Genomic DNA, 26,355 nt, shown 5'->3' with positions numbered 1-26,355 from the left:
TTATTAATAAAAACTAATTAGAAAAAAATGGCAGGAGGAAAATTAACCCCTAGACAGAAGATGATTAACCTGATGTATCTGGTTTTCATCGCAATGTTAGCAATGAATATGTCCAAAGAAGTATTGTCTGCTTTTGGATTAATGAATGAAAAATTTGAAAGTGCGAATACGTCATCTGAGCAATCAAATGCCGGTTTATTATCGTCATTAGATCAAAAAGCTGCTGAAGCAAAAGGAGAATTCGCAGCGGCAGCAATAACAGCTCATAAAGTTGAAACAGCTTCAAAAGAATTTTATGCCTATATCGGTGGTTTAAAAGGTGATGTTTTAAAAGGTTTTGAAACGGATAAAGAAACTGGTAAATTACCTTATGAAGCAATGGATAAAGGTGATAATATCGATAACTGGTTTACAGGTGAAGGTTATACTGCTAAAGGAAATGATATTATTTCTAAAATTGAAAAGTATAAAGCTGATATGAAAGCCGCTTTATCTGATAAAAAGTATGCTGCAATTGTTGCTGAGATTGAAAAGAAATTTGATGTTTCAGATGTTAAAAACAAAGAAGGCTTAAAAGATAAATATTTAGCTTATCATTTTAAAGGTTTTCCAGCAGTTGCTTCTTTAGCTAAACTTTCAGCTTGGCAAAATGACGTTCAAAAAGCAGAAACTGATGTTTATAACAGTGCTTTAGGAAAGGCTGCAGTAGCTGCTGCTTCTTACAGCAACTACCAGGCAATTGTTGTTTTGGATAAAAATGCTTATTTCCAAGGTGAAAAAGTAACAGGTAAAGTAGTTTTAGGTCGTTATGATGAAAATACAAAACCTACTTCATTTCAAGGTCCTGGACAAATTGTTAATGGACAGGCAGTTATTTCATTAACTGCAGGAGGTGTTGGAGAGCAGGATATTAATGGACAGTTTACATTCTTAGAAGATGGTAAAAATATTCCTTTAAAATTTGCTGGTAAATATGTAGTAGTTCCAAGACCAAATTCAGCTACAATCTCTGCTGATAAGATGAATGTTGTCTACAGAGGTGTTGTTAACCCAATTTCTGTTTCATTTGCAGGAGTTGACGCTAACAAGATTGTTGCAAGTGCTCCTGGATTAAATTCTGCTGGTAAACCAGGTAAATATAACATGAGTCCTGGTTCAGGTACAGAAGCTACAATTTCTGTTACAGGAACATTGCCAAACGGAGATAAAGTTACAGATAAGAAAACATTTAGAATTAAAGGTATTCCTGGTCCAACAGGTACAATTAGAGGAGAAATGGGTGTTGTTAAAGGGCCTAAATCTAACTTAGAAATTGCTACAATTGGCGCTAAATTACAAGATTTTGATTTCGAGGTTGGTTTAGATGTAGTTGGATTTAATTTAAAAATTACCGGACAGCCTACTGTTGTGGTTAACGGTAACAGATTAAATGCACAGTGTAAATCAGTTCTTTCAAAAGCAGGTAAAGGAGATCAGGTTACTATTTCTGAAATTAAAACAAAACTTGTTGGGGCTGGAAGTTATTTATTACCAAGAACTGCTCCGGTAATTTACGAAATACAATAATAAAGTAGGTAAAACTACGTTCAATATCTTATAATGATATCATGATGAAAGTAAGAAATTTTTTAATAGCTATTATTTCTATCGCAGGGGTATTTGCTTCTAATGCGCAATCTAATTTGCTTAATGCAAAAACACCTGATCAGATAGGACTTAAAACTCCTGCACAGCTTATCTCAGATAATGACAAGCCTTTGGCTTATGGTTACGTAGATGATAGAGATGTATTAATGGGGAAAACTACTTGGGAAATTATTGATTTGAATGAAAAAATCAACTTTCCTTTATATTTTCCTGTAGATACGGCAAATATTGGTTCTGATAGACGTTCTCTTTATGATGTTTTGACGAAAGCTATGAAAAATGGCAAAATAACTGAAGTTTATTCTGATAGTTATTTCAATACTAAAAAATCTTTGAAAGACATCGAAGGATCATTATCACGTATTGATACAACTGATGCTGGTAGAGAACTAATCAACCAATATCCAGATGATTACAAGGCACATGTTGTTAAGAAAAAAGTAGTTACTGGTACTGGTAAAAAGAAAGTAGTTACTTATGTTGACGAAACTGTTGGGCCTACAAGAACTGTTCCTTCTGAGTATATTTTGAAACAGGATCTTACTGCTGCTGATGTTTCTCAGTATAAAATAAAAGGATACTGGTATTTTGACAAACGTCAAAGTGAGTTGAAATATCGTTTACTGGGAATTTGCCCGGTAACTCCTGATGTTTACACTATGAACAGTGATGAAAAGGATTATATTGAATTGTTTTGGATTTTTTATCCAAATTCAAGAGCGGCTTTACATGAGGCAAAAGCTTTTAACGATACCAATTCAGCTCTTCCAATATCATTCGATCAAATCTTAAATTCAAGACGCTTCAATGCGGTTGTGTATAAAGAAGAAAACTTGTATGGAGATCGTGAGATTAAGGAATACATGAAGGATAATGCACAAAATCAATTGTTAGAGTCTGAAAGAGTAAAAGAGAAGATTCGTAACTTTGAACAAGATATGTGGAACTACTAAGTATTCAAATTACATTATAACAAAAAACTCTTACTACCTTTGTAGTAAGAGTTTTTTATTTATTTAAAAATTTATCATGATTGATTACCTGATTATTGGATCTGGATTAGCTGGCATATCTTTTACAGAAATAGCCCTCGCAAATAACAAAAAAATTTTAGTAATTAATGATAAGTCGCAAAAATCATCCAGAATAGCTGGAGGGTTGTATAATCCTGTAATTCTAAAACGTTTTAGCGAGGTTTGGAAAGCAGAAGAACAATTAGTTATATTGGATTATTTTTACAATCAGGTTGAAACGAAGTTGCAAACAAAGTTTAATTTTAAACTTCCAATTCTTAGAAAGTTCTTTTCTATAGAAGAACAAAATAATTGGTTTTCAGCTTCTGATAAACCTTTTTTAGCACCTTTTCTTTCGACTAAATTAATTCATAAAAAATACAATGGAATTGAATCTCCACACGATTTTGGTGAGGTCTTGCATACCGGTTATGTTGACACAGCACTTTTATTAGATAAATATCAGGAGTATTTAATGATGAATAATTTACTCATTGAAGAGACATTTGACTATCATAGACTGATTTTTAATGAAGATTTTGTTCAGTACAAAGATTATCAGGCCCGTAATATAATTTTTGCGGAAGGATACGGGATGCTTGCGAATCCATTTTTCAATGATTTGCCCCTTGATGGCACCAAAGGAGAGCTGTTTATTATTAAAGCTCCGGAACTGGATTTGGATATAATTGTGAATACCAGCGTCTTTATTTTACCATTAGGGAATGGATTTTTTAAAGTAGGAGCTACATATAATTGGAAAGACAAAACTGATATACCTACAGATGAAGGAAAGAGAGAACTACTTGAAAGAATTCAGGAAATATTAAACTGCGATTTCGAAATTTTTTCACATTTTGCAGGTGTAAGGCCTACAGTACGAGACAGGAGACCCCTGATTGGGACTCATTATAAGCATCAACAGCTACATCTTCTAAACGGATTAGGAACCCGTGGTGTTATGCTTGGACCTGCAATGGCAAAAGATTTATTTGATTATATCGAAAATCAAAAACCGTTAGATCCAACAATTGATATTTATCGTTTTTACAAAAAAAGAAAGTGATTTTTATTCTTGGATATAAAATATTCTTTTAAAAGGATGGCTAGTTCATAAAAATGGAAATCCTTTTAATTCAGGGTTCGGTTCAAAATATTACAGATATAGGAAGAAACTGTTTTGAAATTTTAAATTATTTATTTTTTGAGCTTGTTGAAGGATCATACGAAACAAACATATTGATGTAAATGTTTCTTGATAATCTTAAAATAAATGGAAGCAGAAGAATTAAGGTTACAATTATAGATATAAATGCGTAACCAATACTAGCTCCAAAAATCACAAAAGAAACGATAAAAGCTAGAATTCCAACAGCTACATTTAGTCCATAACTTACATACATTGCTCCATAAAAAAATGAAGGTTCTAATTGGTATTTTAATCCACAATGGCTACATTTTTCGTTCATTTTTAGAACTTTAGTCAGGTTTAGCGGATTTTTGTCGGAATACATGCTCTCATTTTGGCATTTTGGACAACTTCCTGTTAAAATACTATTTAATTTCGATCCTTTTTTTAACATTTGCAAAAAATTTAGTTTACCATTATTTAGGTGAAGCAAATTTACAATTTTCATTCTCTGTTTAAGGTATCAAAACTTGAAACTTTAAACATTAAACAATAATTTAATGCTTAATATACACAATCTTTCGGTTTCTTTTGGAGGAACTTATTTATTTGAAGAAGTTACTTTTCGTTTGGGTGCCGGTGACCGCGTAGGTCTTGTTGGTAAAAACGGAGCGGGTAAATCGACAATGCTTAAAATGCTGGCAGGAGATTTTAAACCTGATTCTGGAGTTATTTCTCAGGAAAAAGATATTCGTATGGGGTTTTTACGTCAGGATATTGATTTTGAACAAGGGAGAACTGTTTTGGAAGAAGCTTATGAAGCCTTTACTGAAATTAAGATTGTTGAAAAAAAGCTGGAGGAAATTAATCATTGGCTGGTTACCAGAACTGATTATGAAAGTGAAGAATATAGCCAGATTATTGAGGATCTTTCTGATTACACACATCGTTTTGAACTTTTGGGAGGTTACAATTATGTAGGAGATACAGAAAAAATCCTTTTGGGGTTAGGTTTCAAAAGAGAAGTTTTTAATAATCAGACCGAAACATTTTCCGGAGGCTGGAGAATGCGTATAGAGCTTGCTAAGCTTCTCTTGCAATCAAATGATGTTCTATTGCTGGATGAGCCTACCAATCACTTAGATATCGAGAGTATCATCTGGTTAGAAAGTTTTCTTCGTAATTATCCTGGAGTTGTGGTAATCGTATCGCACGATAAAATGTTCCTGGATAATGTGACCAACCGTACCATCGAAATTTCATTAGGAAAAGCATACGATTTTAATAAACCGTATTCACAATATTTAGAATTGCGTCATGAAATTCGCGAAAAGCAATTGGCTACTCAAAAGAACCAGGCCAAAAAGATTGAAGAAACAGAAAAATTAATCGAGAAATTCCGAGCGAAAGCTTCAAAAGCTTCGATGGCGCAATCGTTGATTAAAAAATTAGATAAAGTAGAAAGAATCGAAGTTGACGAAGATGACAATTCGGTAATGAATATCTCTTTCCCAGTTTCAAAAGAGCCTGGAAAAGTGGTAATCGAAGCTGAAAATGTTACAAAAGCCTACGGAGATAAAACGATTCTGAAAGATATTAGTTTATTAGTAGAAAGAGGAAGCAAAATTGCCTTTGTTGGTCAAAACGGACAAGGAAAATCGACTTTCATTAAAGCATTAGTAAACGAATTTGAATACCAGGGAAATATTAAATTAGGACATAATGTTCAATTAGGATATTTTGCTCAAAATCAGGCTGAATATTTAGACGGAGAAATTACGTTGCTTCAAACGATGGAAGATGCGGCAACCGATACTAACCGTATGAAAGTCCGTGATATGCTAGGTTCGTTTTTGTTTCGTGGAGATGATGTTGAGAAAAAAGTAAAAGTACTTTCCGGAGGTGAGCGTAACCGATTGGCACTTTGTAAATTATTGTTACAGCCAATCAACGTATTGTTGATGGATGAACCTACAAACCACTTAGACATTAAATCTAAGAATGTACTTAAAGCAGCGCTTCAAAAATTTGGCGGTACATTATTACTTGTTTCTCACGACAGAGATTTTCTTCAGGGAATGTCAAATATCGTTTATGAGTTTAAAGATCAAAAAATCAGAGAATATTTAGGAGATATCAACTTTTTTCTGGAACAGCGTAATCTCGAAAACATGCGTGAAGTAGAGAAAAAAGATGTTGTTAAAACAGCAGCTCCAAAAGAAAACAATAAAACTTCATACGAAGACCAGAAAAAAGGGAAAGCTTTGCAAAATCGCTTAAGTAAAGTCGAAAGTCAAATCAAACAATTGGAAAAAGATATTCAGCACGATGACAAAATGCTGGCTTCAAACTACGATAAGCATATCGAGGACGCCTCTTTTTTTACCGCATACAACAAAAAGAAAGCAGATCTGGATCAGTTGCTTCTCGATTGGGAAATCGTTCAGGAGGAAATTGATAATTTTAACGCTTAATATAATTTTCGGGAGCTAATCCGGCTTTCCGTTACATCCCGATAGCTATCGGGACACAAAACCCTGATTTTTCTAAATCATAAAACAAGCTTCCGCTGGCTGCTGCTTTTTGGTAAGAAAAATCATATTTTTTAGCTGCGTGGCTTTCCACTTCAAATGAAATTCACTGAACTCCGATTAAAATAAAAATTTAGTGAAGTAATCCGGGCTACAATAAATCAATTAAAAATGGTTGTTTTGATAACAACACACAAATCACTTAATGATCTCAATAGATTTTGAATGCATAATCGCTTCACTGCTTTCTTTAAAATAGCAGGCAGAAACATCAAGTGATTCTAAATTTTTCATAATTTTTTTGACTTCCTTTTTTTGAGTTTTTCCGGTTTGTCTTATATAAACCGCAATCACAGTAACAGGGAATATTTTGCAGATTTGCTCATATAAAAAAGGATCATGCTGTGAATCATCTCCCAATAATACATATTTGAGATTCGGATAGAACTCCAAAACATGTTTGATCTTATCAAATTTATGATTGTGGTCACCGCGTCCGCTCATGAAAAAATCAGTAATGCCACGCTTAATATCCTTCAATAAAATAACAGCTCGTGGCAATTGATGTATTTTGGTAAATTTTACGATAAACTGGTACAAATTCCATTCGCTGCTTGAAATGTAAAAAAAAGCATTTTGTTCATCTTTATTGTTTCTTCCTGCAGAACTTAAGGCCTGATAATGCTGAACAACATCTTTAAAAACTTTTCTGTCATTTACATTTTTGAATAATAGGATATAAATTTTTCTGAAAATGTTTTTTGTATGTGAAATCAAAAAAGTATCGTCAATATCAGATATGATTCCCAGATTTCCATCATGAGGTCTTATAAAACTCCCTTTGGAAGTAATTGTTTCTGTTTTATATTTAATGCTGACTTGATATTCCATCCATCCAAAATGAAATTCTTTTTCAAGTGGAATACAAAATTTGAAATAACCATCATCCAACGTTTTGGTATGGATTTCTTTTTCTCCAAATTTTAGGTAAACATCAAAATTTTGAATCGTTTTTATCCTGAACTGATTAATAATTGAACGTGCATTTTTTAAGTTTTTCTTCTGGAAATCATATTCATACGTTCTCTTAAAAACATGCCCCATCACAATTAACTCTTGTTCATTTGCATAACCACGATATAATTGTAAAATTGGTTTCATTAATTACGTATATTTATGTAACTGTAATTTAATTAATTTAATTGGTTTTAAGAATAAAATTTTGAAAAAGAACATCCTATTTGTTGTAAATCCAATTTCCGGAGATTTGGATAAATCAGATTTAATCGAGGCTGTAAGCGAATTTGCGGCTACAAATCATTTTGATTTAGAAGTGTATGAAACTACCGGAAAAAATGATTCGAAAGAAATACAATTACTCTACAATCAATATTTACCAGAACGAATTGTGGTGGCTGGAGGCGACGGTACTATTAAAATGGTAGCCGAAGCGATGGAACAGCACGATGTCATTATTGGTATTTTGCCCGCCGGTTCAGCAAATGGCCTTTCAGTCGATTTAAATTTGCCTTCAACAATAGAAGAAAATCTGAAAATTGCCTTTTTGAACCATTACATCGAAATGGATATGATTTGCATTAACGGTAAAAAGAGTATTCATTTAAGCGATTTAGGGTTAAATGCAGATTTGGTAAAGAATTATGAAGAAAGCGATGTACGCGGTTTTTGGGGATACGCTTTGCAGGCATTTACAACCCTGACAGAATCAAACGAACCGTTTGTGGCGACAATTACGGCCAATAAAAAAACAGTTGAACATACAGCAAGAATGATCGTAATTGCCAATTCTCAAAAATACGGAACAGGTGTGACTATTAACCCAAATGGCTCCATGAATGATGGTAAATTTGAATTGGTTATCCTGAAAAACCTTGATTTACTTTTAATCGGGAAAATAATTACAGGCAACATGCCTATCGATTCAGAGGAAGTTGTTATTATTTCAACAGACCAAGCTACGATAGAAACAGATTATCCGGTAAGTTTTCAGATTGACGGTGAATATTGCGGAGCCCAGACATCGTTGGAGATCCATATTTTGCATAAGCAAATGAAAATTGCAATTCCTTAAAAAGGAAGGGTTATTTAAAAGGATTTCGTTCCTGCCAGTCGGTTTTAGGTTCCAGGTAATTAAAAAAGTGTGCAATGTTGTGATTTATCAAAGCATTGCTATGCGTAATTAAACCATACATTTTTACAGGTTTGGCTCCCACAGAACTTTTTATTTCAAGGGCGGTTCGCGCGAAAACAATAGTTTTAAAACCTTTTTTAATGGAATACCCAATCATATCGTAAAGCATATTTAAATACAGCATCTTTTCGCGTTGTACACTTTCGTCATACCCTAAAAAATACGTATCCATTACATTTCCGTTTTTTATCAATGTGTTGAAACCTATTAGTTTTTCATCTAAAAAGTACCCATACAATAAAAAATCATCTTTCATGATTTCTTTAAAAAAGCTAAAGTGATTCCGGGCAAGAAAAAAGGTGTTAAAAGGAGCATTTTTCGCCACATGAAAATACAACTCATAAATAACATCTTCATATTGTCGAATATCAGCCAAAGACATTTTTTGTTTTATGATTCCTTCCGATTTTTTTCGGGCACGTTTGTATTGGTCCCGATATTTTTTTGATAAAGCATCAATATAATCCTGCTCAGTCTTCCAGTTTTTATTGATTTCAAAAATCATATTGGGCTGTGTGGAAAACGTATAATTGTTTTTGAATTCAGCCTGTAATGGTTTGATTTCTTCAGCTGTAAAATCTTTTATGCTGGTAATGTGAACTTTTTTTCCGCTCGATTTTAAATCCTTTTTCAGCTGAGTAATTGCTTTGTGGAGCGTTTTAATTGCTTTTGATTGTCTTACGTTTTTATCAAAAGCAAAGGCATTTTGTCCCGTCAGCATATTGTTGCCTACAAAAAGTACATGCGAAGCGAAATTTTTAAGGGCAAAATTCCGAACAGAAGTTTTTAAACATTTATCCCGCTCTCCAAATGATTCCAGTTTTTCGGCAAATAAAAATTGGGTCAGCGCAATTCCGACAAGTTTTTCTTCTTCAAAGAATCCGATGAAATGGCAAGTCATGTTTACCGGACAGGAATTTTCGAGTACTTCGAGATATTCACGTGTCAAAAAAATGTTTTCTAAAGCAAGCGAGTTCCATTCAAAAGGCAGCAGTGACGCGCTTTTATATATTTGGAAAGAATAGATTGTATTCAAGGGTGTGTGCTAATTTCTTCAAAATTAGATAATATTTACAATAACTTTTTTTCTTTAAGTTATTATTAAGAAAATCCGTTTGAAATTGAATTTCAAACGGATTTTGAAATTTATGATTTTTATTAGGCGTATGCGCATACAATTCCGCCCATAATGGTAAGTGTAACGATCCAGTATCCTGCATGGACAAAGATGTATTTCCATGATTTTCTTTCGAACAAACCATTGATTCCAATGACAGGAAAAGCAAAAAATAAACCCGCCATAAAACCATGAAGTGCTCCATGTTTAAATGTTCTGTAGGCAGTTCCGTAATCGGCCATGAAAGCGTGAAATGACGGTTTTGCGCTTTCTATCATGGGTGGTCCGCCGATCATCCCCAAAGCACCAGACTGGTGAATTGTAAACGACATTAGAGCCATAGAAATCAGTACAGAGAAAATATAAGTAAATCCAAATATTTTAAGCATATTGCCTTTTTTGAGATCATCTTCGGTAAAATTATTTTCTCTCATCCAGATTTTTCCAAAAACTTTTGGATTGTACCAGATAAATCCAATTACAAGTGTAACAACTGCAGCAGCCAAAAAGGTGATAAAGTTAATTTTCATGATTTTAGGTTTTATAATTAGTGAATCAAATTTACTTAAAAATTCAGCTTGAAAGATTTTTATTTAAGTATTAAAAAGGCCGTTTTTACTTATTAACACTTTATCGACATTGCTTGTCTTAAAGGTTTAAAAAATATAATTTTGCAGAAAATCTCCAGACCTTAATCTATGCGAAAAATTTATTTTTTGTTTTTAGTATTTGCTTTGTCAAATTCAGTTTTTGCAGATACGGTTTCTGATAAAGAAAAGGACGCTCTGATTAAAATATATCATGCGACAAATGGAGGGGAATGGAAAGTAAAATGGGATTTAACCTCATCAGTTTCTGCCTGGTTTGGTGTTGAAATTAATAATGGAAAAGTGGTCGGACTTAATTTGTCCAATAATAATTTGAAAGGAGAATTGCCTTCGGCTATTGGAAGTTTACAGCATTTGCAAATACTGGCGCTTTTTGACAATCAGATAGGAGGAGGGCTGCCGGATTCATTATACGAAATTTCAACTTTGAAAGTGCTGCTTTTGAATAATAATAAATTCTCAGGAAGTCTTAGCTATAAAATAAGAAATTTTAATGTTTTAGAAAATCTGAGTTTGTTTGACAACAGTTTTGAAGGCGAAATTCCAAAGGAACTTGAAAACCTGAATCATTTGTCTGAAATGAATCTTTCGTACAATAGATTTAAAGGTTCTGTTTCAAAAAAGCTCACTTTGCTGGACGCTTTAAACATGACCATGTTTGATCAGAAAGGAAATCCGTTTTTACTGGATGTAAATGAAGAAAAAGAAATTAGAAATAATAGTACCGTAAATTAATCTTGCTTATGAATGAATTTTACTCGTGAAAAAAGTTGATTAATATTTTTAGTTAATTGTGAAAAAACCGTAATTCGTTACGGTTTTTTTATGCTAAAAAAATAATAATTTAATACCCCTAATTTTACGTTTTTGCTTTTTTTTCATAACTTTAATTATTGAATTCAAAATGCGGTTCAAATCAGCTAAAATAAATTTTAATCTTTAATAATAACGTCATGGTAATACATTATCAGGGTAAACAACACGGAAACAATACGAAATTCACCATCAGAATAATTGGTAACAACCTTTCAAGAAGCAGTTCAAATTATCAGATAGATTTGCTGGTAGGTGATAAACAATTGCCATTATTTACATCCGAAATTCATCAGAGTTTATCGAATTGCCTGAAAGAAATTTATCTTTTCAGAAAACATAACGGAATCACTTTTGAAGAGTCTTCAGAAAAAATAGAGACTTTATTAGTGCCTTACGATAAGGTTTTATACGATTATAATAAATATACTTTGTTTAGAGCATAAGCATTAAGCCAAAAAGACTGCTAATTTAGCAGTCTTTTTTTGTCTCTCCAATCTAATTAAATCAATTCTATATTTTCCTCGATTTTCCCAGACAATTGAATTTCATTATTATTTTAATTTAAAGTATAAAGAATAAGTTTTCGATTTTTAATGATTTTATTTGTTTTTTATCATAGAATACGCACTACTGTAGTTTTTTTATGAGAACACTTGGTAGGGTTAGACTAAAATCTTTATAACTCAATCGTATATTACCTAAATGTAAATATAATTAAAAATTCTTTATCGCTTTTTTGGCTTCTTTTCTAATCAAGTCTTTAGGATGATCTAAAAGTCTAAATATTTTTTCTTTTGATTTTTGTGATTTCATTTTTCCTAAAGCTTCAATAGCATGTGCAGCAACTTCGTCATCATCCAGCAATTTAATTAAAACATTTTCTACCTCTTCAGATTTTACTTTTGATAATGCTAAAACAAACATCTGTCGTGACATTCCATTTTCTTTGTTCTCTACGATTTGTAAAACATTCTCTGTATCACTACTAGTAATAGTCATATAAATGGCATTTCCAATTGCCCAGCGTAACAACATTTTATCTTTTGGAGTTTTATAATACTCGTCAATTAAAACTGGACTTGCTAATCCTATACCTTCTTTAACAGCTAATGCTCTTATAACACCTTCTTTGATACCACTATGCTCAATACCTTGTTTTAATAAATTTAACAAAACTGGTATCGCTGTTGGATATGGTTTGTCTGTATTTACTAAATCATAAATATCTTCTATATTAATACCTACTTTTGCTAATTCTGCTTTTATTTTGTTTGCTTCAACTATCATTATTTTCCTGGTATTATTTTATGAGTTATGCTTCCATCATTTAGAAGATTTTGCAAAGGCTGAGAAAACGTTGTCTTTGTTCTTGTATATAGAATAAATTCTCGTTCTGTTTCTTGTGAATATTTATAAAAATCTTTCAGTTGACTTGTGAAACTTTGATGTCCTACGTTTTTTACTTCTTCTAATGTAGTAGAGGTAAGTCTATCAGGAATTCTATAATTAGCTGTTTCTGTTAAAGAAGGTATTCTAGTTTTTGAGCCAGTTATACCAACGGCTTCTTCTCCTGCAATACCTAATGCTCTTGCCTCTGCCATTCCTCCTCTAGAAAAAAGACTTGTCGCTACTTTTGACAAACCATTTAATCCTAATCCTAATATTTCGCCCCCATAGATAGCTGCAAATATCTCCGCAGAAGGATCATGTAAAGCTCCCGCAGTAGGTTTGATATTAGTCGTCAGTACTTCTCCTGGCTGTCTAGAGGTAATAGTACGACCAATTTCATCTCCTTCACTTTGAATGTTTTCAGTATTATGTTGTACAGTTATTTCATGAGTGTAAAGAGTTTCTCCATTTTCTTTTTTAAAGTTTAGATAATCTGTTATATCCCCTCCTTTATTACTAACTTGAGTTGTTGCTCCAGTTTTTAAATCAATATCATATTCATTATCAGGAGCCTCATTATCAGGAGCCATTCCGTCTGGGTCAAGAAAATAAACAGGATTATTAAAAGCATAATTATAAGGGCTATGTCTTCTCATCTGCTCTGCCAGTGGATCAATATTCATCCAACGTCCAAGAGCAGGGTCATAGTTTCTCGCACCGTAGTCATAAACATTAAGCTGTAACTCGTCTTGGAGCTCTTTATTATTGTACTTATACTTTAAACCAGGATTGGTAGAATTTACAACATCGTTATTTTTGTGTTTTAAACCAAAAGGATAATAACTATTCTCTTCTAAAACCTGTAAAGATGGAGTCGCTGTAAGGCTAATGTCTTTATAACTTAGTCGTACATTACCTAAATGATCTTTGTATTGGTAAATATAATTAAAACTTCCTGAATTATATTCTACATAACCTTCTGATTGAGGGAAAAATTTCAAAATATTGTTTTCATATTGAAATCCTCCGGCATAATCGGTTGTTGTTCCTGTACTGACAATTTTACGTTGTTTAATTCCTGTTGCATCATAAATGTAATCAATAGTTTCTCCTGTATTAAAAATTATTTTGGTTGGAAGGTTCAGATGGTTGTAAGTAATTCCCTCAGATGTAGCTGTACCTATTTTTTTATTGAGATCTTTAGTTAAATTTCCATTGACATCGTAGCTGTAATCGTTCCCCGTGTTATTTCCGTCTTTAAATCCTTCACCACCGTAAGTTGCTCCCTTATAAGAGTCATTGACTTTCATTAATTTATTTCCTTTGTCGTATTCGTAGGCTAAATTATCAATAGTGGTAGACCATCTGGTATCATAAGGGCTTTGCATATTACGAACTAAGTTCAAAATATTTCCATTACGATCGTATTCGTAAATAGTTTCATCAAATTTCGAATTTGAAACATTATTTTCAGCATACTTAGCTGTCCTAAATCTATTTAATGCATCATAGGTGTAAGAATAGTTTTTTAAATTTGTGTCCATTGTATTGGCACTTTTCCAAAAGGTCTGGCTAATGTTCCCGTTGTATAATGATATACCTGTAGATGGTTTATTGTAATTTATCTTGAAACCAAATAAATCTCCTGAACCCATAGAAATAACATTATTATTAATAATATCATTATCATTTATTGCTTTCAGCCAACCTCTAATATTGTAACTGTAATCCACTGTTTGCAAACCGTTTTGGGTCGTTTTTCCACCCACTTTTTTCTGGATAAGCTGCCCGAGTTCATCATAAACATTCTCAGCAATCACTTCTGGTGTTGCTGCCCCATTAATGCTTTGTGTTTGCTTGATAAGCCTTCCGGCATTGTCATAATTAAACGAATCTTCTATTGTCGTGGTAACACCATCTCTGAGATGGGTGGAAATATTTTTTAAAGGTTGTCCGATAAAATCGAGCTCGCTTTTAGTCGTGCTTGTGGTACCCAGATAATCATTTTTACTAAAGCTATAAATAAGTCTTGCTTTTGCATCGTAACCACTTACATTAGTTGTCCAGTTGGTCGTGCCTAATATGCGGACTTTGTTCCCGGTAGCCAAACCTTTCGTATTGACAACGGGAGTAACCGGGTTACTTCCATTTATATCAAAATTATAATCATCATAATAATTAATTGTATGAATTTCAATATTAGTGTTTGGAAAATTTGTATTACTGTAATATGAACTATCATAACCTGTCCCTGAGGTTGCTTTTGTTTCATACATTTTAGAAGCTACATCATTCTGGGTATCAAAATAATTTTGCATATCTATTCTACTAAGATAAGTTCCGTTCGTGTGTATTCCTGTATAAGCTGTCCTACCCAATACATCATATTTTGTAAACAACCACTTTTGATTAAGTCTTAAATTGGCATCCTGGGTTAGAACAGGTCTGTCTAGTTCATCATACACAATATATTCCCAGTCTTTACCCGGTAGTTTTTTTTCTACAAGACGGTTACGTTTATCATATTTGTATTGATAGATAAGATCATTTAAAGCTGTTCTGTCAAAAGCTACAAGGGCAGAATTGGCAAAATTCTGAGTTTGAAACCAAAACTCTCCATTTTGGTCTGGATACACCGCTGCTCCGGTTGAAGAAAAATACAAATCACCGTCCTGAATGTACGCAGTAGCTCCTATTACAGATTCACCATTTGCATTTAGCACCATAATGTTCCCCAAAGACATATTAGGCAAATTAGGACTGAAATTTAAGTGAGCTATCTTTCCAGACTTCAATATAGTCCCTGATGTAAAATTTGATGCATAAAAAGCTAGTCCAAAATCATTATATGCTTTATATATATAAATCATGCAATAGTCGTTTTCTACACCATTTACAAAAAAATCAGCATGATCTTCGAATATTTCTTGATTAGTGTAAGCTTGCGCTATTGTATTGTATGTCGCCGCTTTGGGAGGTAGTACATAAGTCAAATTTCCATAATCATCATAAACATAATAGGTATCATGCCATTTTCCAGTATCAAAAGATCGTTTTAAGACAATTCGGTCTTGTTTGTCCTTAAACTCCTGTGTAGTATGATCGTCTGAAAAAGTTTGATTTGCTTTCCAGTTCTCATCTTTTATAATTATTTTGTATAATTGTGAAGTAGCATAAATACCATTATCCTCTAAATATGGAGAGTTCTTATTGTCTCCGATAAAAGAAACTCCAAAACGTTTAACCTGATCTGTATTGGTATTGGTTTGGTAGTCCAATCTTATTTCATGAGCATTACCAAGTTTCCAATCTTCTCCTGGTGCAGCTTGTTTTAAAACTCTGTTAAGCGGAGATGCTTCAAATTCTTTTTGAGAAAAAGGGTTTAGGGTATTTTCGTATGTAGCTGTATTATAAAATGTACCAACATCGGTTAGTGCCGTACTTTTATAATTGAGTGAAGCTGCCGCTGGAACATAAGGCAGATATTCTTTTACCTGACGCCCAAAAGCATCATATTCGGTAGCCGTTACAATATCTTTCCCTGTTCCTGATTGTTGATGAGCTACTTCCTGTATAGGACGACCCAAACCATCAAAATAGGTAACATTTTGATTGGCTTGTGTATTTGTAGGATCTGTTATAATTGTTGTTGATTCTACTTTGTAGGTAGTCGTCTTTATGTAATTCTCTGTCTGGGTCTGTCCTATAAGTAAGCTAGGAAGCAGGATTAATAATAAGATTATATTCTTCATTTTATATTAATTATTATTTTGTGGATATTATTTACTCAATAGCTATATTTTAAAAAAAGTATATAATTGAAGAAATAGATTTTTTAATTTATATTATTACTTATGTTCTTATTATTTTAATTGTTATTCAATATGATGCACTTTATTTTTTACTATAATCATTATATCATAAATTAATATAGGCTATTTACTCCATCAATATAGCGTAAGTTCCGATAGTGCTAACTCCATCTGTTTTATCCGAAAGAACATTTATTGTAGATTGGTAAATTCTATCACCCATGGAACAAAATCTTACAGTAACATTTTTACTCTGCCCTGGAGGTATTACTCCGTTAGTCCAATTAACAGCAAATGGAGACCCGACATTTATTCCTGTAATATTCAAATTTGTATTACCAGTATTTGAAATGGTCATATTTTGAAATACACAACCTGTATCAGCGAATAATACAAAATCAAGATTTCCGGAAATATTAATAATTTTTGTTATCGCACCACTTCCACTCACAGGAATTGTATTTACACCATCTGCATCCGATAAAACTGTTATATTGCCTGAATAAGTACTGGCGGCTGTAGGTGAAAAAGTAATTGTAATATCAACATAATCACCTGGTAATAAAACACTCGAACCATTAATTACATATGAATATCCAGATGGAATTATTAAACCGCTTATTGTAAAAGGTAAAGTACTGGAATTTGTAACTCTTATACTTTTTGATTTGGAAGTTCCAAATGGTACGCTCTCAAAATTTAAAGTATTGGTTGATAAACTTATTCTTTTGAATTTTTTGTAGTTATATTCATTTTTCTTTATAATATTGCCAGCATGGTCTGTAACATAATCAAGTCTTCCAAAAATATCATAGTTGAAATTGGTCGAATTATTGTTAGGAGGTGTTTCTGATAGTATACCAATATTAGGATTATAAAGATATGAATATACCTGAGCACCATGCAATCCTTGACGTAACTGATCTGTAGATGATTTGATAAAAGCATTATCATAACTTATATTTAAAGAGTTAAGAGCAGTTACACCTAATAGGGTTTCAATTTGATTGTAGGTAGTATTGAATAGTTTGGCAATAGGGTGAGTTTTATTGTATGCCCATATATAGCTGGTAGAAAAGCCGTTTGTAGGTCTTATTTCTAATATATTACCCTTATTATCATATTTTATAAAAGATATTTTTTCTTTATATCTGCTATCAGATAAAAAACCCGCAGATGGTCTAACTGTTGAGAATTCAAAATTAGTAATATTAATATGACTATTGGTCTCTAACTCGAAAGTTTTTTCAAGTTTTAAATCTTCAAAATAGTTCAGTTTTCCACCAGTTATATATTCTACTCCGTTTTTTATTATAGAATTATTAATTTCCATAGGGACATTAACAACATTGTTTATTTGTAATTGTGCTATATCATGTATTTCATTAGTAGGTGCTATTTGAGATAAGGAAACAAAACCGAAATCTCCGGGATATTTGTATCTGGTTTTTATTTCATTGCCATCAGAATTAATAGTAGAAGTTGTTCTGAGTAAATTACTATTAGGATCATATGTGTAACTAATGGTATTACTATTTGAAGTGCCGTTTCGAAAATATTCTTCGGTTGTTTGCTTTTTCATATACGAGTAGAATGTATATATAGGAATTGAAGCTTTTGCATAACCCAAACAAGTATATGATTCCGTAATATCTCCTACAGATCTGACATAGCTATTATATCTTGAAGGATCGTCATTATATTCATTTGAAACTTTTTTTTGTAAAAACTTATCTTCCATATAATATTTTGTACTCAAAAGCTGTCCGCGTTCCAAATCTAATTTCCCAAAAAGTTTTCTTGGATTTGAAGCAATCAATTTATAAGATGCGTGAACGAATGGGTCTTTGTCCAAATAGCCATTATCTTGATTAGTGTAAGAATACTCAATATACCCATCATTAGATTTTTCAGTTATATTGGAATAAGTCAAATAAGTACTGATTAACATCAGTTAAGAATAAGTGCTAAAGCGCTGTAAACATTATGTTTACAGCGCTTTTTCTTTTGGCGTCTTTTTTAATGGTGCTGTTTTTTAATCGTTTTTTATCATATATTTGTACCATATTTGTACCTGTCACTTAAAAGTAGACAAAGTGGGACTTATATGCCCTTGTGGTACTTAATTAGGAGACAAAGATGATGAAAAGAGCTAATAAACAATGTCTTAACTGCGGGAAGGAATTTCTGCCTAAAACCGTGACTTCTGTTTACTGCTCGCATGTATGCAGTAAAAAAGCATACAAACAGAAGATGATACGGCTTAAAAGTGAAGGGGAGCTCAAAGCTATTACGGATAAAATACCCGATAGCAGGGTATTTATTTCTGTTCCTGAAGCTGGTATACTTTTTGGCATTCACATTAAGTCCCTTTACCGGCTTGTCGGTCAGGGAAAAATTCCTTCAGTTAATCTGGGAACCCGCCTTATAAGAATAGACCGCAGAGTTATGGAAGGGATGTTCGGCCCTGCTCGCAGCCTGCCGCAGGCTGAAAGCGCACCGAAGAAAAAACTATACAGCCTTGAAAAAGAGGACTGCTATTCAATCGGTGAAATAGCTGATAGATTTCAAATATCTGAAGGTTCTGTCTACAGCCATATCAGGAAATATTCAATTCCGACCAGACAGATTGGAAAGCATGTATATGCTCCAAAAAGTGAAATTGATAACTTGTATAACGGAAATGATTTCATATGAAACAATTAGCAAAAACCAAGGTTACTGTTCGTCTACGAAAGGCACAAGACCGAAAAGAATGGTATGTTTACATAGAAAGCTATCCTGTTGAGGTTTCTGGAAAGAAAACTCCACAGAGAATCCGTGAATATTTGAACAGAATCGTAACAACAGTGGAGTGGGACAAAAAAAGATCTTCCCGTACAGATGCAGAGGGAATAAAATCCTATAAACCCAGACGCAGCGATAACGGAATTATAATGTGCAGAAGCGAAAGCGACCGGGAAATAATGCTGTATGCTGACGGAGTGCGCAAAATCAGGCAGAAAGAATACGATAATACAGATCTGTACAGTGATGTTGAGAACCTATTGGCTGAACAGAAAGAGAAAGGAAAAGAGGATTTTATTAAATACATTGATGCAGTGGCGTCTAAAAGACACGCTCGCAGTTCAAAATCCATTCAGATCCATTGGGAGCGGACTAGAGAATTTTTAAAAAGCTATTCGACAGGCAGCCTAATTTTTTCCCAGATTGACAGCAGAATGGCTGAAGATTTTAAAATGTTTTTACTATCAGCTCCGTGCGGAGGAAGTAAAAAAGGAACCATTTCCCGCAACACTGCAGGAACCTATTTTGCCATATTTAAAGCAGCTTTGAAGCAGGCCTTCATCGATGGATATTTAATAGTTGATTTATCTTCAAAAATAAAAGGCATCCCGGAGCAGGAGTCAAGACGCGAATATCTCACAATTGGAGAATTGAATGTCTTGGCAGCAACGCCTTGTGAAAAAGACGTCCTTAAACGGGCTGCGCTTTTCTCCGCGCTTACAGGTCTGAGGCATTCCGACATTCAGAAGCTCCGATGGAAAGAGATTAGTCTGGAAAATGATATAGCGAAACTACATTTTACACAGAAAAAGACAAAGGGCGTTGAATATATGCCTATTTCTCAGCAGGCTTTACAGCTCTGCGGAGAGCCGAGGCTTCCCGCGCAGCTTGTTTTTGAGGATCTGCCGGACCCGTCATGGATTTCACGCCCGCTGAAAAAATGGGTTGAATCGGCAGGCATTAAAAAAAATATTACCTTCCACTGCTTTCGCCATACGTTTGCAACACTGCAATTGTCGAGCGGGACAGATATTTATACGGTCAGTAAAATGCTGGGGCATACCAACATAAAAACTACTCAGATCTATGCAAAAGTAATAGATGAAAAGAAGAACAAAGCATCAGAAGCTATACAATTGGTATCTTTAAAGAAAAAAGAGAAATGAAAATAAAGTACTTCGAATATATTACAGTTTACCTGTCTGTATTTTTAGTCTGTGTCTTTGTCGGCATAATCGGAAGACTAGTGCTGCTGGAAAAAGGTGCTGATGATTATACTGCCGGCGTTTTCTTTTGGATCAGCACTGGATTTGGAGTTTTAATGTTTGCAATTCTAAGTTTATTTCTAAACGAATTGGCCGCCCGCGTACTGAATCGTTTTTTGAAGGTTAAAAAAAATGAATCACCTGAAAGCCAGATTGCCAATGAAGACCTTGAAAAGATGGAAGACGAGCGTCAGGATACTTTAATTAAACCCGAATTGTCTGAAAATAAAGATTCAGCCAGAGATATTGAACAGATAAGGGAGCAGCAGCAAAATATAATCAAAAAACAAAAACAAGTCAGAATTGATATTGTAATTCGTTATACGCAACAACAATTCGCACTATACACAATGGATGATGATTTGAAACAATTGTGTAAGAACATAATAATATATGCTGAAGACATAAATTTCGAAAAAATTAAACCGGTAAAAGTAAAAGATTTGTCGAATCTTGATTTGTATCATTTTGGCTGGAATATCTGGAATTGTTTTAAAGTAGGTAAGCAGGAAAGTGTCGCACAATTTTTAAAATTAACTTTTGCGGAATCCTTAAAAGATGTTGAAGAGAACAGCATTAAAACGCATCTGAAAGATGATGATCAAAAAGGGAGTGTAAAGATAATAGAAGATCTTACTCATTTTTAAATACCAAAAGTTATAAAACAATGTGTTTTTTAAGTGTTTTTGTCGTGGTTTAGGACACAGTGAAAACACTTTTTTCTTTTACACCATAACAATTAAAAACGATAGTTATGGACATAAATGAAATCTCATTTGAGAACCTGCCCAAAGCAGTAGCATACTTAGCGAGAGAAATTGCCGAGATTAAACTTATGATTCAGAATGTGCAGGTATATGAATCTAAAGAAAAAAGTGTTCCTATTGGTATTGAAGAAGTAAGCCGGTTAATAGGAAAAGCAAAGCCTACAATTTACGCTCTTGTAAGGCAGAGAAAAATCCCGTGTTATAAGTATGGTAAAAAACTCTATTTTTTTGAAGAAGAACTTTTAGAATGGATTTCTAAAGGGAAAAAGAAAACAATACAGGAAATCGAATCAGAAGTATTGAATTATAATCATAATCGAAATAAATAGATAATAGCCAGCAAGGATATAAAAGATTCGAACCTGAGAGTCTTCGTCTTTTATTTACATGCCTTTTTAAAAATTAAATTTGCCATGCCACAATCAGCCATAAAAATTTGAGTATTTTTGAAGATAATCAAATTAAAATTTTGATTATAAATCTGTTGAGAAAATGAAATATACATACGGAATTAGCTTCTTTTTGAAGAGTTCTACAAATGGAGCAAATAAAAGATTTATTTATCTTAGAGTTACCGTCGATGGTGTGCCTAAAGAAACTTCGACCAAACGCAAGTGGAGCGCCAATAGGTTTGAACAGAGAACAGGTCGCACAGCAGGAAATAAAGAAGATGCAAAAACTTTAAATTTCTTTTTGCACTCCCTTGAAATGAAAATAAGAAAGTTTGCAGACCAGATTACAGAAAAGCAGGAATCCCTGAGCAGCAGCGTAAAGCTGATTAATTTTATTGCGGGGAAAACCAAACAAAAAACTATAGTGCTTCAGGAATTTCAGTATCATAATGATCAAATGCTTACACTAGTCAAGAAGGGTGAATATGCAATTGGTACCCATGTACGTTTTGAAATTTCAAAAAAACATGTTAAAGACTTTATACTTTATAAATATGGGGTTGACGATATGGAATTTAACAAACTTAATTATGGAATATGCTTTAACTGAACAGATTTCCATTGGTCGTGAGATGCAAGGGTTAAAAAAAAGACTTGCCGATAAGGAAGAAGTTTCCGGTAAATTAACTTAACAAACATTGAGAGTATGGAGAAGGAGTTAAATGAAATGAGGAAAAAGCTTAGTTTACTGAATCAGAAGTGAGTAAATTGATATAAAAATGACGTGTTATTGAAAAAATGTTCCTATAAAGTCGTTGTTCTATTTTGTTAATTTCTTTTATGTATTGTTAAATATCTATTTTTGAAGCATCCTAATCAATAATTACTATTTGGAATTTTATATCTGAATATACTAGTGCCAAATTTGAGCTTTTTTATTTATTGGCTTGAAAAGGCTTCTTCAATGAATTGTTGTATTCCTTTTTCTTCAAGTATTTCAATTGAGAATTCTCCAAAACGTTTTGGAAGCCAAATAATTCTAACTCCACTTGGAGAGTTGAGATTTTCTCGATATAGAGCATTACCATTTTCGTCTTCTGGTTGAACACCAGAAGCTATCAATTGGTCATAGGTCATTTCAATATCTACAGTTGAATAGCAGTGACGATAAATAGTTCCTTCTCCTTTAGTATCTATTAGGTTTTTAAGATTTCCAGAAAAAGGTTGCACAAGCATAAAGAGTTCTTTATCGATTCTCACAAGGGCATACGTGACATGAAGACCATCTCTTTCCCATATGAATTTTTTTGAGATCTCAGCTCCAAGGATTTTAGCATAATAGTCACATGCAACCTGTAGGTCTTTGACTAAAACATCTATATGACTAAACTTTAATTTCATTCTTTTTCTTATGTATTGGTAAATAAATTCAAATCATTTACTATTTTTTTTTAAGTAGCTATCATCTAATGTGATGTTTTTTAGCTGACTGCTAACGTCTAAATAGTAACAAGAAATACAAATATTTAATTCTTTTTTAGACCAATGAAACTTTATCGGAAGTTTCTATTTTAGTGTATCAATTATAATCTTAAATTTTTCAATTTGTCGTCTATGTCTTAATATGTGAACAATGGCGTGTTCTGTTATTTGTTCTATGTCATAAACTTGTCTCCATGGAGTAATTATTTTTTTTTCATTGTCAAATTCTTCAAGTTGATTGTCTTGGATATTTTTAAAAGTCTCTGCCATGAATTTAAAACAACTGTTCAGGTCTTTGTGAAAATCATTTACTGTCAAATGCAGTACATCATCTGGATAATCTACTTCTTCTCCTAAATGTTGTCGAATGTCCATAGCATAAGCAAATCCTGAACTAACAACGTGTGCTAAAACTGTCTGAACCGATTCGCAGTTAGCATCTGTTGTTTTATGGTGTATAATTGCAATAAGTTGATTATCGGAAATATCAGCAATTACCTGTTGCAAGTCTATAATTGCTCTTTCATATTCGTCAAGTAATGCGCCAATTGCACCTTGTCTGTAAATTTTGGTCATCAATTTTATCAATTAGTTTGGTCGTTTATAAAATAGATTAAGTCTCGTGTTTGTTAAACAGTCTCTTTTAAGTCTTTCCATTCTCGTTTTAGCATGGCATACTGAAATTCACTTCCCCATTTTCCTTTAAAAAAAATATTTTCAATAAAATGTCCTTCTTGTTTAAATCCAGTACTTTTTAATAAATTAATTGAAGCACTATTTTCAGCATCTACAATTTCAACAACTCGGTGCATTTCTTTTGTTTCAAACAAAAAAGCCAAAATTTTAAGTAGCGCTTCTTTAGCGTAACCCTTTTTTTGTTCAAGGTGCGAAATAGTAATTCCAATTTCTGCAATTCGGCTATCATATTGGTCAAGTTTAATTGCACAATCTCCGATGAGCTGTTTTGTTACACTATTTTCAATTCCATACTGAACCCATTCTCCAGCTTTGCCAAAATACTTTATTGAGTTGTCTTTAATAAATTCTTCGGCTTGTTCGATTGTCATAACATCAAAACCTTGGTATTTTGTAACTTCTGGATTTGAACGATAGCTATGAAAATCAGATAGGTCAGATAATTTAAGATGTCTAATATTAAGTCGTCTTGTGGTTATATTTAATAATTCCATTTTTTAGTGAAGGTGATTGTCTTTATTCCTTTTCAAAGTTACTGAACAATCATCCTTAATTTTAAATTAAGTTTTTTTATTCTACTCTTTGCAAAATTTTATTTCAAAATGTATTGATACTTGAAAGATTAACAAATTGCTATTTTATTTAATTTTAGGAAATCCACCATCAACAAATATTTCTGTTCCGTGCATAAAAGACGCGTCTTCTGATGCAAGAAATGTTATTGCTTTTGCCACTTCGGATGGTTGTCCAAATCGGGCAAGCGGAACTTGTGGTAGCACTGCTCCGGCAAGGCCTTCTATTTGTTCTGATGTTAAATTAGAACGATCAAAATAATTGGTTGCAATTGGACCAGGACTAACGGCATTTATTCTAATTTTTTTGGATGCTAATTCAGAAGCAAACGTTTTAACCAGAGATTGAACTGCTGATTTTGCAGCCGAATAAAGAGAAGAATTTGGCATACCAACTTCTGTAACAATAGAAGTATTTAAAATTATAGCTCCGTCTTCTTTCATTAATGGCAAAATTTGTTGAACTGTAAATAATGTTCCTTTTACAATAACATTAAACTGCTCATCAAAATGATTTTCGTCTATTTCTTCAATGGGAGCATACTTTCCGAAACCCGCATTCACATATAAGATATCTATTTGTGGGGAAATTAATTTTACTTTATCACCTAATTGCAACAAATCTGTCATCTTTCCTGCATCAGAAACAATACCTTTGGCTTTTTCTCCAAGTTCTTTAATTGTTTCGTCAATCGTATTTTGAAATCGGCCAGTGATAATTACAGATGCTCCATTTTCAATAAAATCTATTGCCGTAGCTTTGCCAATTCCGCTTGTTCCACCTGTAATTAAGGCTACTTTTTTGTTTAATTTTGTCATCATTTATTCTTTTAAATTTATGATGCAAAACTGCAACTGTTTCTTATTTTATAAAATCCATTTCTTGCTCAATATTTATTTTTGAAGCTTCCCAGCCAATAATTGCTGTTTTACGAGTTGTTCCCCATATATAACCACCTAATTTCCCTGTTGATTGAATGACACGTGTAAACAGGATTGTGAAAACAGTTATTGCCCCAAAAGTGGAACAGATACGTACTTGGTCTCCAAATAAGCTTTCATTTCTACTTTACACTGATGAACAAAAATTAAGCGTTGAAAATAATCAATTTATGAATCTGTTATTTGATGTATGTCCAGAAATTAAACAGATTGAAATGCTGGTAAAGCAATTTAAGGATTTATTCAAAAGAAAGGAACTGGAGTCGTTATCAAAATGTATCGCTAAAGCGCAGATGATTGACAGTCCACCCATTAAAAATTTTGCTAAAAATCTATTAAGAGATTATGAAGCTGTTAATAATGCGGTGGTTACTCAATATAGCAATGGGCAAGTTGAAGGTCAGGTAAACAGATTGAAGAATATAAAAAGAATGATGTACGGAAGGGCTAGTTTTCCGTTATTAAGAAAAATTGACGAAGAACCAGTAAAGTGAACAGTCTATTCCGGGTAAAAAGACACAATATTTCAATAGTTGACAAGAAAATTAGCTCATTGAAACACAAAAAGGGACTAGTTGAAGAAATAATTTTTTCAGACAATTCAACTTTTGAATTGACAGCTGTCTATTCAAGACCTCCTTTTGAACAGCACTGTAAAATCCCTGAATTATAGGTTGTGAATTGACAGAACAGGGACTTATCAAGGTAGATGCATTTCAGAAAACAACGGTGGATAATATATTCGCTGGAGGGGACAATACCAATTATATTCCTTCTGTACCAACAGGGAATAATACAGGCGTACTATTAAATAAAGTAATGACAGAACAAGATTTTTCAAAATAAGAATAATAGCTGCATATAATATACGGCTGGCGTTATGGCGTCTGACTCAACGTAGCATAAGCAGTAGAATAAACTTGTACATTGTTGTTAACTATTCGCAGTAAGGAATTTTTAAATCAAATCATCATGAAAACTTCAATACCTCCTCCAATTTATTTTCTTTTAGGATTAATTGCGATGATACTACTCAATTGATTTGTTCCAATCGAGCGCTGGTTACATTTTCCTTGGAGATACATTGGAATTATAATAATTGTTCTTGGACTCTCTCTTAATACTGCTTTAATTTTGGGATTATATATGCATTAACAGCAAAAATATTTCACCTAAAT

At 33.0% G+C, this 26,355-nt stretch carries 25 protein-coding genes; 14 read left to right on the top strand and 11 right to left on the bottom strand.

Features of this window, described 5'->3' with window-relative positions:
• The first annotated feature begins 27 nt into the window (after positions 1-27).
• The 3 genes from porM (at position 28) to FLACHUCJ7_RS05730 (ending at position 3,726) form a co-directional block, all read left to right on the top strand.
• Positions 28-1,566 (top strand): type IX secretion system motor protein PorM/GldM, encoded by a 1,539-nt coding sequence (porM, locus tag FLACHUCJ7_RS05740; RefSeq protein ID WP_180908252.1) that lies wholly within the window; start codon positions 28-30, stop codon positions 1,564-1,566.
• A 44-nt stretch (positions 1,567-1,610) separates the two neighbouring features.
• The gene (porN, locus tag FLACHUCJ7_RS05735; RefSeq protein ID WP_078227444.1) at positions 1,611-2,600 is read left to right on the top strand and encodes a type IX secretion system ring subunit PorN/GldN; all 990 of its coding nucleotides are present in this window, start codon (positions 1,611-1,613) and stop codon (positions 2,598-2,600) included.
• A 76-nt stretch (positions 2,601-2,676) separates the two neighbouring features.
• The gene (locus FLACHUCJ7_RS05730; RefSeq protein ID WP_078227445.1) at positions 2,677-3,726 is read left to right on the top strand and encodes an NAD(P)/FAD-dependent oxidoreductase; all 1,050 of its coding nucleotides are present in this window, start codon (positions 2,677-2,679) and stop codon (positions 3,724-3,726) included.
• A gap of 127 nt (positions 3,727-3,853) precedes the next feature.
• Here FLACHUCJ7_RS05730 and FLACHUCJ7_RS05725 read toward each other — a convergent pair whose 3' ends face one another.
• A complete protein-coding gene (locus FLACHUCJ7_RS05725) occupies positions 3,854-4,243 on the bottom strand; it encodes a DUF983 domain-containing protein (RefSeq protein WP_180908251.1) in 390 nt (129 codons plus the stop codon).
• Positions 4,244-4,349: 106 nt separating this feature from the next.
• Between FLACHUCJ7_RS05725 and abc-f the strand changes: the two genes are divergently transcribed.
• Positions 4,350-6,263 carry a ribosomal protection-like ABC-F family protein gene (gene abc-f, locus FLACHUCJ7_RS05720; protein ID WP_180908250.1) on the top strand — a complete coding sequence of 638 codons (1,914 nt, stop codon included), beginning with the start codon at positions 4,350-4,352 and terminating at the stop codon, positions 6,261-6,263.
• Between the two features lie 255 nt (positions 6,264-6,518).
• On the opposite strand, the gene FLACHUCJ7_RS05715 is transcribed toward abc-f, so the two are convergent.
• The gene (locus FLACHUCJ7_RS05715) at positions 6,519-7,481 is read right to left on the bottom strand and encodes an App1 family protein (RefSeq protein WP_078227447.1); all 963 of its coding nucleotides are present in this window, start codon (positions 7,479-7,481) and stop codon (positions 6,519-6,521) included.
• A 61-nt stretch (positions 7,482-7,542) separates the two neighbouring features.
• Between FLACHUCJ7_RS05715 and FLACHUCJ7_RS05710 the strand changes: the two genes are divergently transcribed.
• Positions 7,543-8,412 (top strand): diacylglycerol/lipid kinase family protein, encoded by an 870-nt coding sequence (locus FLACHUCJ7_RS05710; RefSeq protein WP_180908249.1) that lies wholly within the window; start codon positions 7,543-7,545, stop codon positions 8,410-8,412.
• Positions 8,413-8,422: 10 nt separating this feature from the next.
• On the opposite strand, the gene FLACHUCJ7_RS05705 is transcribed toward FLACHUCJ7_RS05710, so the two are convergent.
• The gene (locus FLACHUCJ7_RS05705) at positions 8,423-9,568 is read right to left on the bottom strand and encodes a GNAT family N-acetyltransferase (RefSeq protein WP_180908248.1); all 1,146 of its coding nucleotides are present in this window, start codon (positions 9,566-9,568) and stop codon (positions 8,423-8,425) included.
• A gap of 122 nt (positions 9,569-9,690) precedes the next feature.
• Complete coding sequence (locus FLACHUCJ7_RS05700) at positions 9,691-10,179, bottom strand: DUF1761 domain-containing protein (RefSeq protein ID WP_180908247.1); 489 nt, start codon at positions 10,177-10,179, stop codon at positions 9,691-9,693.
• Between the two features lie 168 nt (positions 10,180-10,347).
• On the opposite strand from FLACHUCJ7_RS05700, the gene FLACHUCJ7_RS05695 reads away from it, so the two are divergent.
• On the top strand, positions 10,348-10,992 hold the full coding sequence (locus tag FLACHUCJ7_RS05695) for a leucine-rich repeat domain-containing protein (RefSeq protein WP_180908246.1): 645 nt from the start codon (positions 10,348-10,350) through the stop codon (positions 10,990-10,992).
• Between the two features lie 218 nt (positions 10,993-11,210).
• Complete coding sequence (locus FLACHUCJ7_RS05690) at positions 11,211-11,516, top strand: hypothetical protein (RefSeq protein WP_180908245.1); 306 nt, start codon at positions 11,211-11,213, stop codon at positions 11,514-11,516.
• 271 nt (positions 11,517-11,787) lie between these two features.
• Here FLACHUCJ7_RS05690 and FLACHUCJ7_RS05685 read toward each other — a convergent pair whose 3' ends face one another.
• The 3 genes from FLACHUCJ7_RS05685 to FLACHUCJ7_RS05675 all read right to left on the bottom strand — a co-directional run bounded on the left by FLACHUCJ7_RS05685 (position 11,788) and on the right by FLACHUCJ7_RS05675 (position 18,225).
• Positions 11,788-12,360 carry a HEAT repeat domain-containing protein gene (locus FLACHUCJ7_RS05685; RefSeq protein ID WP_180908244.1) on the bottom strand — a complete coding sequence of 191 codons (573 nt, stop codon included), beginning with the start codon at positions 12,358-12,360 and terminating at the stop codon, positions 11,788-11,790.
• Positions 12,360-16,214, bottom strand: coding sequence for a DUF6443 domain-containing protein (locus FLACHUCJ7_RS05680; protein ID WP_180908243.1), 3,855 nt, complete (start codon positions 16,212-16,214; stop codon positions 12,360-12,362). The genes FLACHUCJ7_RS05685 and FLACHUCJ7_RS05680 overlap by 1 nt, the downstream gene beginning before the upstream one ends.
• 187 nt (positions 16,215-16,401) lie before the next feature.
• Positions 16,402-18,225, bottom strand: coding sequence for an Ig-like domain-containing protein (locus FLACHUCJ7_RS05675; protein WP_180908242.1), 1,824 nt, complete (start codon positions 18,223-18,225; stop codon positions 16,402-16,404).
• Between the two features lie 188 nt (positions 18,226-18,413).
• On the opposite strand from FLACHUCJ7_RS05675, the gene FLACHUCJ7_RS05670 reads away from it, so the two are divergent.
• From FLACHUCJ7_RS05670 to FLACHUCJ7_RS05650, 5 genes are all read left to right on the top strand, one after another.
• Positions 18,414-18,971: a helix-turn-helix domain-containing protein gene (locus FLACHUCJ7_RS05670; protein WP_230408799.1), complete on the top strand. Its 558-nt coding sequence runs from the start codon at positions 18,414-18,416 to the stop codon at positions 18,969-18,971.
• Entirely contained in the window at positions 18,968-20,227 is a 1,260-nt protein-coding gene (locus FLACHUCJ7_RS05665; protein WP_180908241.1) for a site-specific integrase, read from the top strand. Before FLACHUCJ7_RS05670 ends, FLACHUCJ7_RS05665 begins: the two co-directional genes overlap by 4 nt.
• On the top strand, positions 20,224-20,973 hold the full coding sequence (locus FLACHUCJ7_RS05660) for a hypothetical protein (protein WP_180908240.1): 750 nt from the start codon (positions 20,224-20,226) through the stop codon (positions 20,971-20,973). Before FLACHUCJ7_RS05665 ends, FLACHUCJ7_RS05660 begins: the two co-directional genes overlap by 4 nt.
• 107 nt (positions 20,974-21,080) lie before the next feature.
• Positions 21,081-21,422, top strand: coding sequence for a helix-turn-helix domain-containing protein (locus tag FLACHUCJ7_RS05655; RefSeq protein WP_180908239.1), 342 nt, complete (start codon positions 21,081-21,083; stop codon positions 21,420-21,422).
• 163 nt (positions 21,423-21,585) lie between these two features.
• Positions 21,586-22,095 (top strand): hypothetical protein, encoded by a 510-nt coding sequence (locus FLACHUCJ7_RS05650; protein ID WP_180908238.1) that lies wholly within the window; start codon positions 21,586-21,588, stop codon positions 22,093-22,095.
• 329 nt (positions 22,096-22,424) lie between these two features.
• Here the strand turns inward: FLACHUCJ7_RS05650 and FLACHUCJ7_RS05645 are convergent, their stop codons facing one another.
• From FLACHUCJ7_RS05645 to FLACHUCJ7_RS05630, 4 genes are all read right to left on the bottom strand, one after another.
• Positions 22,425-22,886, bottom strand: coding sequence for a VOC family protein (locus tag FLACHUCJ7_RS05645; RefSeq protein ID WP_180908237.1), 462 nt, complete (start codon positions 22,884-22,886; stop codon positions 22,425-22,427).
• Between the two features lie 165 nt (positions 22,887-23,051).
• Positions 23,052-23,543 carry a DinB family protein gene (locus FLACHUCJ7_RS05640; RefSeq protein ID WP_180908236.1) on the bottom strand — a complete coding sequence of 164 codons (492 nt, stop codon included), beginning with the start codon at positions 23,541-23,543 and terminating at the stop codon, positions 23,052-23,054.
• 53 nt (positions 23,544-23,596) lie between these two features.
• Positions 23,597-24,157, bottom strand: a complete 561-nt coding sequence (locus FLACHUCJ7_RS05635) for a GNAT family N-acetyltransferase (protein ID WP_180908235.1) — start codon at positions 24,155-24,157, stop codon at positions 23,597-23,599.
• A gap of 144 nt (positions 24,158-24,301) precedes the next feature.
• Positions 24,302-25,054 (bottom strand): SDR family oxidoreductase, encoded by a 753-nt coding sequence (locus FLACHUCJ7_RS05630; protein ID WP_180908452.1) that lies wholly within the window; start codon positions 25,052-25,054, stop codon positions 24,302-24,304.
• A 158-nt stretch (positions 25,055-25,212) separates the two neighbouring features.
• Between FLACHUCJ7_RS05630 and FLACHUCJ7_RS05625 the strand changes: the two genes are divergently transcribed.
• Both FLACHUCJ7_RS05625 and FLACHUCJ7_RS05620 read left to right on the top strand, forming a co-directional pair.
• Positions 25,213-25,671: a transposase gene (locus FLACHUCJ7_RS05625; RefSeq protein ID WP_230408798.1), complete on the top strand. Its 459-nt coding sequence runs from the start codon at positions 25,213-25,215 to the stop codon at positions 25,669-25,671.
• Positions 25,672-25,858: 187 nt separating this feature from the next.
• Positions 25,859-26,023, top strand: a complete 165-nt coding sequence (locus FLACHUCJ7_RS05620) for a hypothetical protein (protein ID WP_219634060.1) — start codon at positions 25,859-25,861, stop codon at positions 26,021-26,023.
• Positions 26,024-26,355: the final 332 nt, after the last annotated feature.

This window comes from Flavobacterium salmonis (assembly GCF_903819435.1).
GTDB classification, from domain to species: domain Bacteria; phylum Bacteroidota; class Bacteroidia; order Flavobacteriales; family Flavobacteriaceae; genus Flavobacterium; species Flavobacterium chungangense.
This window is presented reverse-complemented; position numbering and strand designations above follow the sequence as displayed.

What these genes read in the sequence shown, in the direction of transcription:
- FLACHUCJ7_RS05655 (WP_180908239.1), top strand. Translation starts at nt 21,081, where the DNA reads ATGGACATAAATGAAATCTCATTTGAGAACCTGCCCAAAGCAGTAGCA.
- FLACHUCJ7_RS05670 (WP_230408799.1), top strand. Translation starts at nt 18,414, where the DNA reads ATGATGAAAAGAGCTAATAAACAATGTCTTAACTGCGGGAAGGAATTT.
- FLACHUCJ7_RS05635 (WP_180908235.1), bottom strand. Translation starts at nt 24,157, where the DNA reads ATGGAATTATTAAATATAACCACAAGACGACTTAATATTAGACATCTT.
- FLACHUCJ7_RS05650 (WP_180908238.1), top strand. Translation starts at nt 21,586, where the DNA reads ATGAAATATACATACGGAATTAGCTTCTTTTTGAAGAGTTCTACAAAT.
- FLACHUCJ7_RS05645 (WP_180908237.1), bottom strand. Translation starts at nt 22,886, where the DNA reads ATGAAATTAAAGTTTAGTCATATAGATGTTTTAGTCAAAGACCTACAG.
- FLACHUCJ7_RS05665 (WP_180908241.1), top strand. Translation starts at nt 18,968, where the DNA reads ATGAAACAATTAGCAAAAACCAAGGTTACTGTTCGTCTACGAAAGGCA.
- FLACHUCJ7_RS05640 (WP_180908236.1), bottom strand. Translation starts at nt 23,543, where the DNA reads ATGACCAAAATTTACAGACAAGGTGCAATTGGCGCATTACTTGACGAA.
- FLACHUCJ7_RS05660 (WP_180908240.1), top strand. Translation starts at nt 20,224, where the DNA reads ATGAAAATAAAGTACTTCGAATATATTACAGTTTACCTGTCTGTATTT.
- FLACHUCJ7_RS05625 (WP_230408798.1), top strand. Translation starts at nt 25,213, where the DNA reads ATGACACGTGTAAACAGGATTGTGAAAACAGTTATTGCCCCAAAAGTG.
- FLACHUCJ7_RS05730 (WP_078227445.1), top strand. Translation starts at nt 2,677, where the DNA reads ATGATTGATTACCTGATTATTGGATCTGGATTAGCTGGCATATCTTTT.
- FLACHUCJ7_RS05695 (WP_180908246.1), top strand. Translation starts at nt 10,348, where the DNA reads ATGCGAAAAATTTATTTTTTGTTTTTAGTATTTGCTTTGTCAAATTCA.
- porN (WP_078227444.1), top strand. Translation starts at nt 1,611, where the DNA reads ATGAAAGTAAGAAATTTTTTAATAGCTATTATTTCTATCGCAGGGGTA.
- FLACHUCJ7_RS05725 (WP_180908251.1), bottom strand. Translation starts at nt 4,243, where the DNA reads ATGTTAAAAAAAGGATCGAAATTAAATAGTATTTTAACAGGAAGTTGT.
- FLACHUCJ7_RS05675 (WP_180908242.1), bottom strand. Translation starts at nt 18,225, where the DNA reads ATGTTAATCAGTACTTATTTGACTTATTCCAATATAACTGAAAAATCT.
- FLACHUCJ7_RS05715 (WP_078227447.1), bottom strand. Translation starts at nt 7,481, where the DNA reads ATGAAACCAATTTTACAATTATATCGTGGTTATGCAAATGAACAAGAG.
- FLACHUCJ7_RS05630 (WP_180908452.1), bottom strand. Translation starts at nt 25,054, where the DNA reads ATGACAAAATTAAACAAAAAAGTAGCCTTAATTACAGGTGGAACAAGC.
- FLACHUCJ7_RS05700 (WP_180908247.1), bottom strand. Translation starts at nt 10,179, where the DNA reads ATGAAAATTAACTTTATCACCTTTTTGGCTGCTGCAGTTGTTACACTT.
- porM (WP_180908252.1), top strand. Translation starts at nt 28, where the DNA reads ATGGCAGGAGGAAAATTAACCCCTAGACAGAAGATGATTAACCTGATG.
- FLACHUCJ7_RS05685 (WP_180908244.1), bottom strand. Translation starts at nt 12,360, where the DNA reads ATGATAGTTGAAGCAAACAAAATAAAAGCAGAATTAGCAAAAGTAGGT.
- abc-f (WP_180908250.1), top strand. Translation starts at nt 4,350, where the DNA reads ATGCTTAATATACACAATCTTTCGGTTTCTTTTGGAGGAACTTATTTA.
- FLACHUCJ7_RS05680 (WP_180908243.1), bottom strand. Translation starts at nt 16,214, where the DNA reads ATGAAGAATATAATCTTATTATTAATCCTGCTTCCTAGCTTACTTATA.
- FLACHUCJ7_RS05690 (WP_180908245.1), top strand. Translation starts at nt 11,211, where the DNA reads ATGGTAATACATTATCAGGGTAAACAACACGGAAACAATACGAAATTC.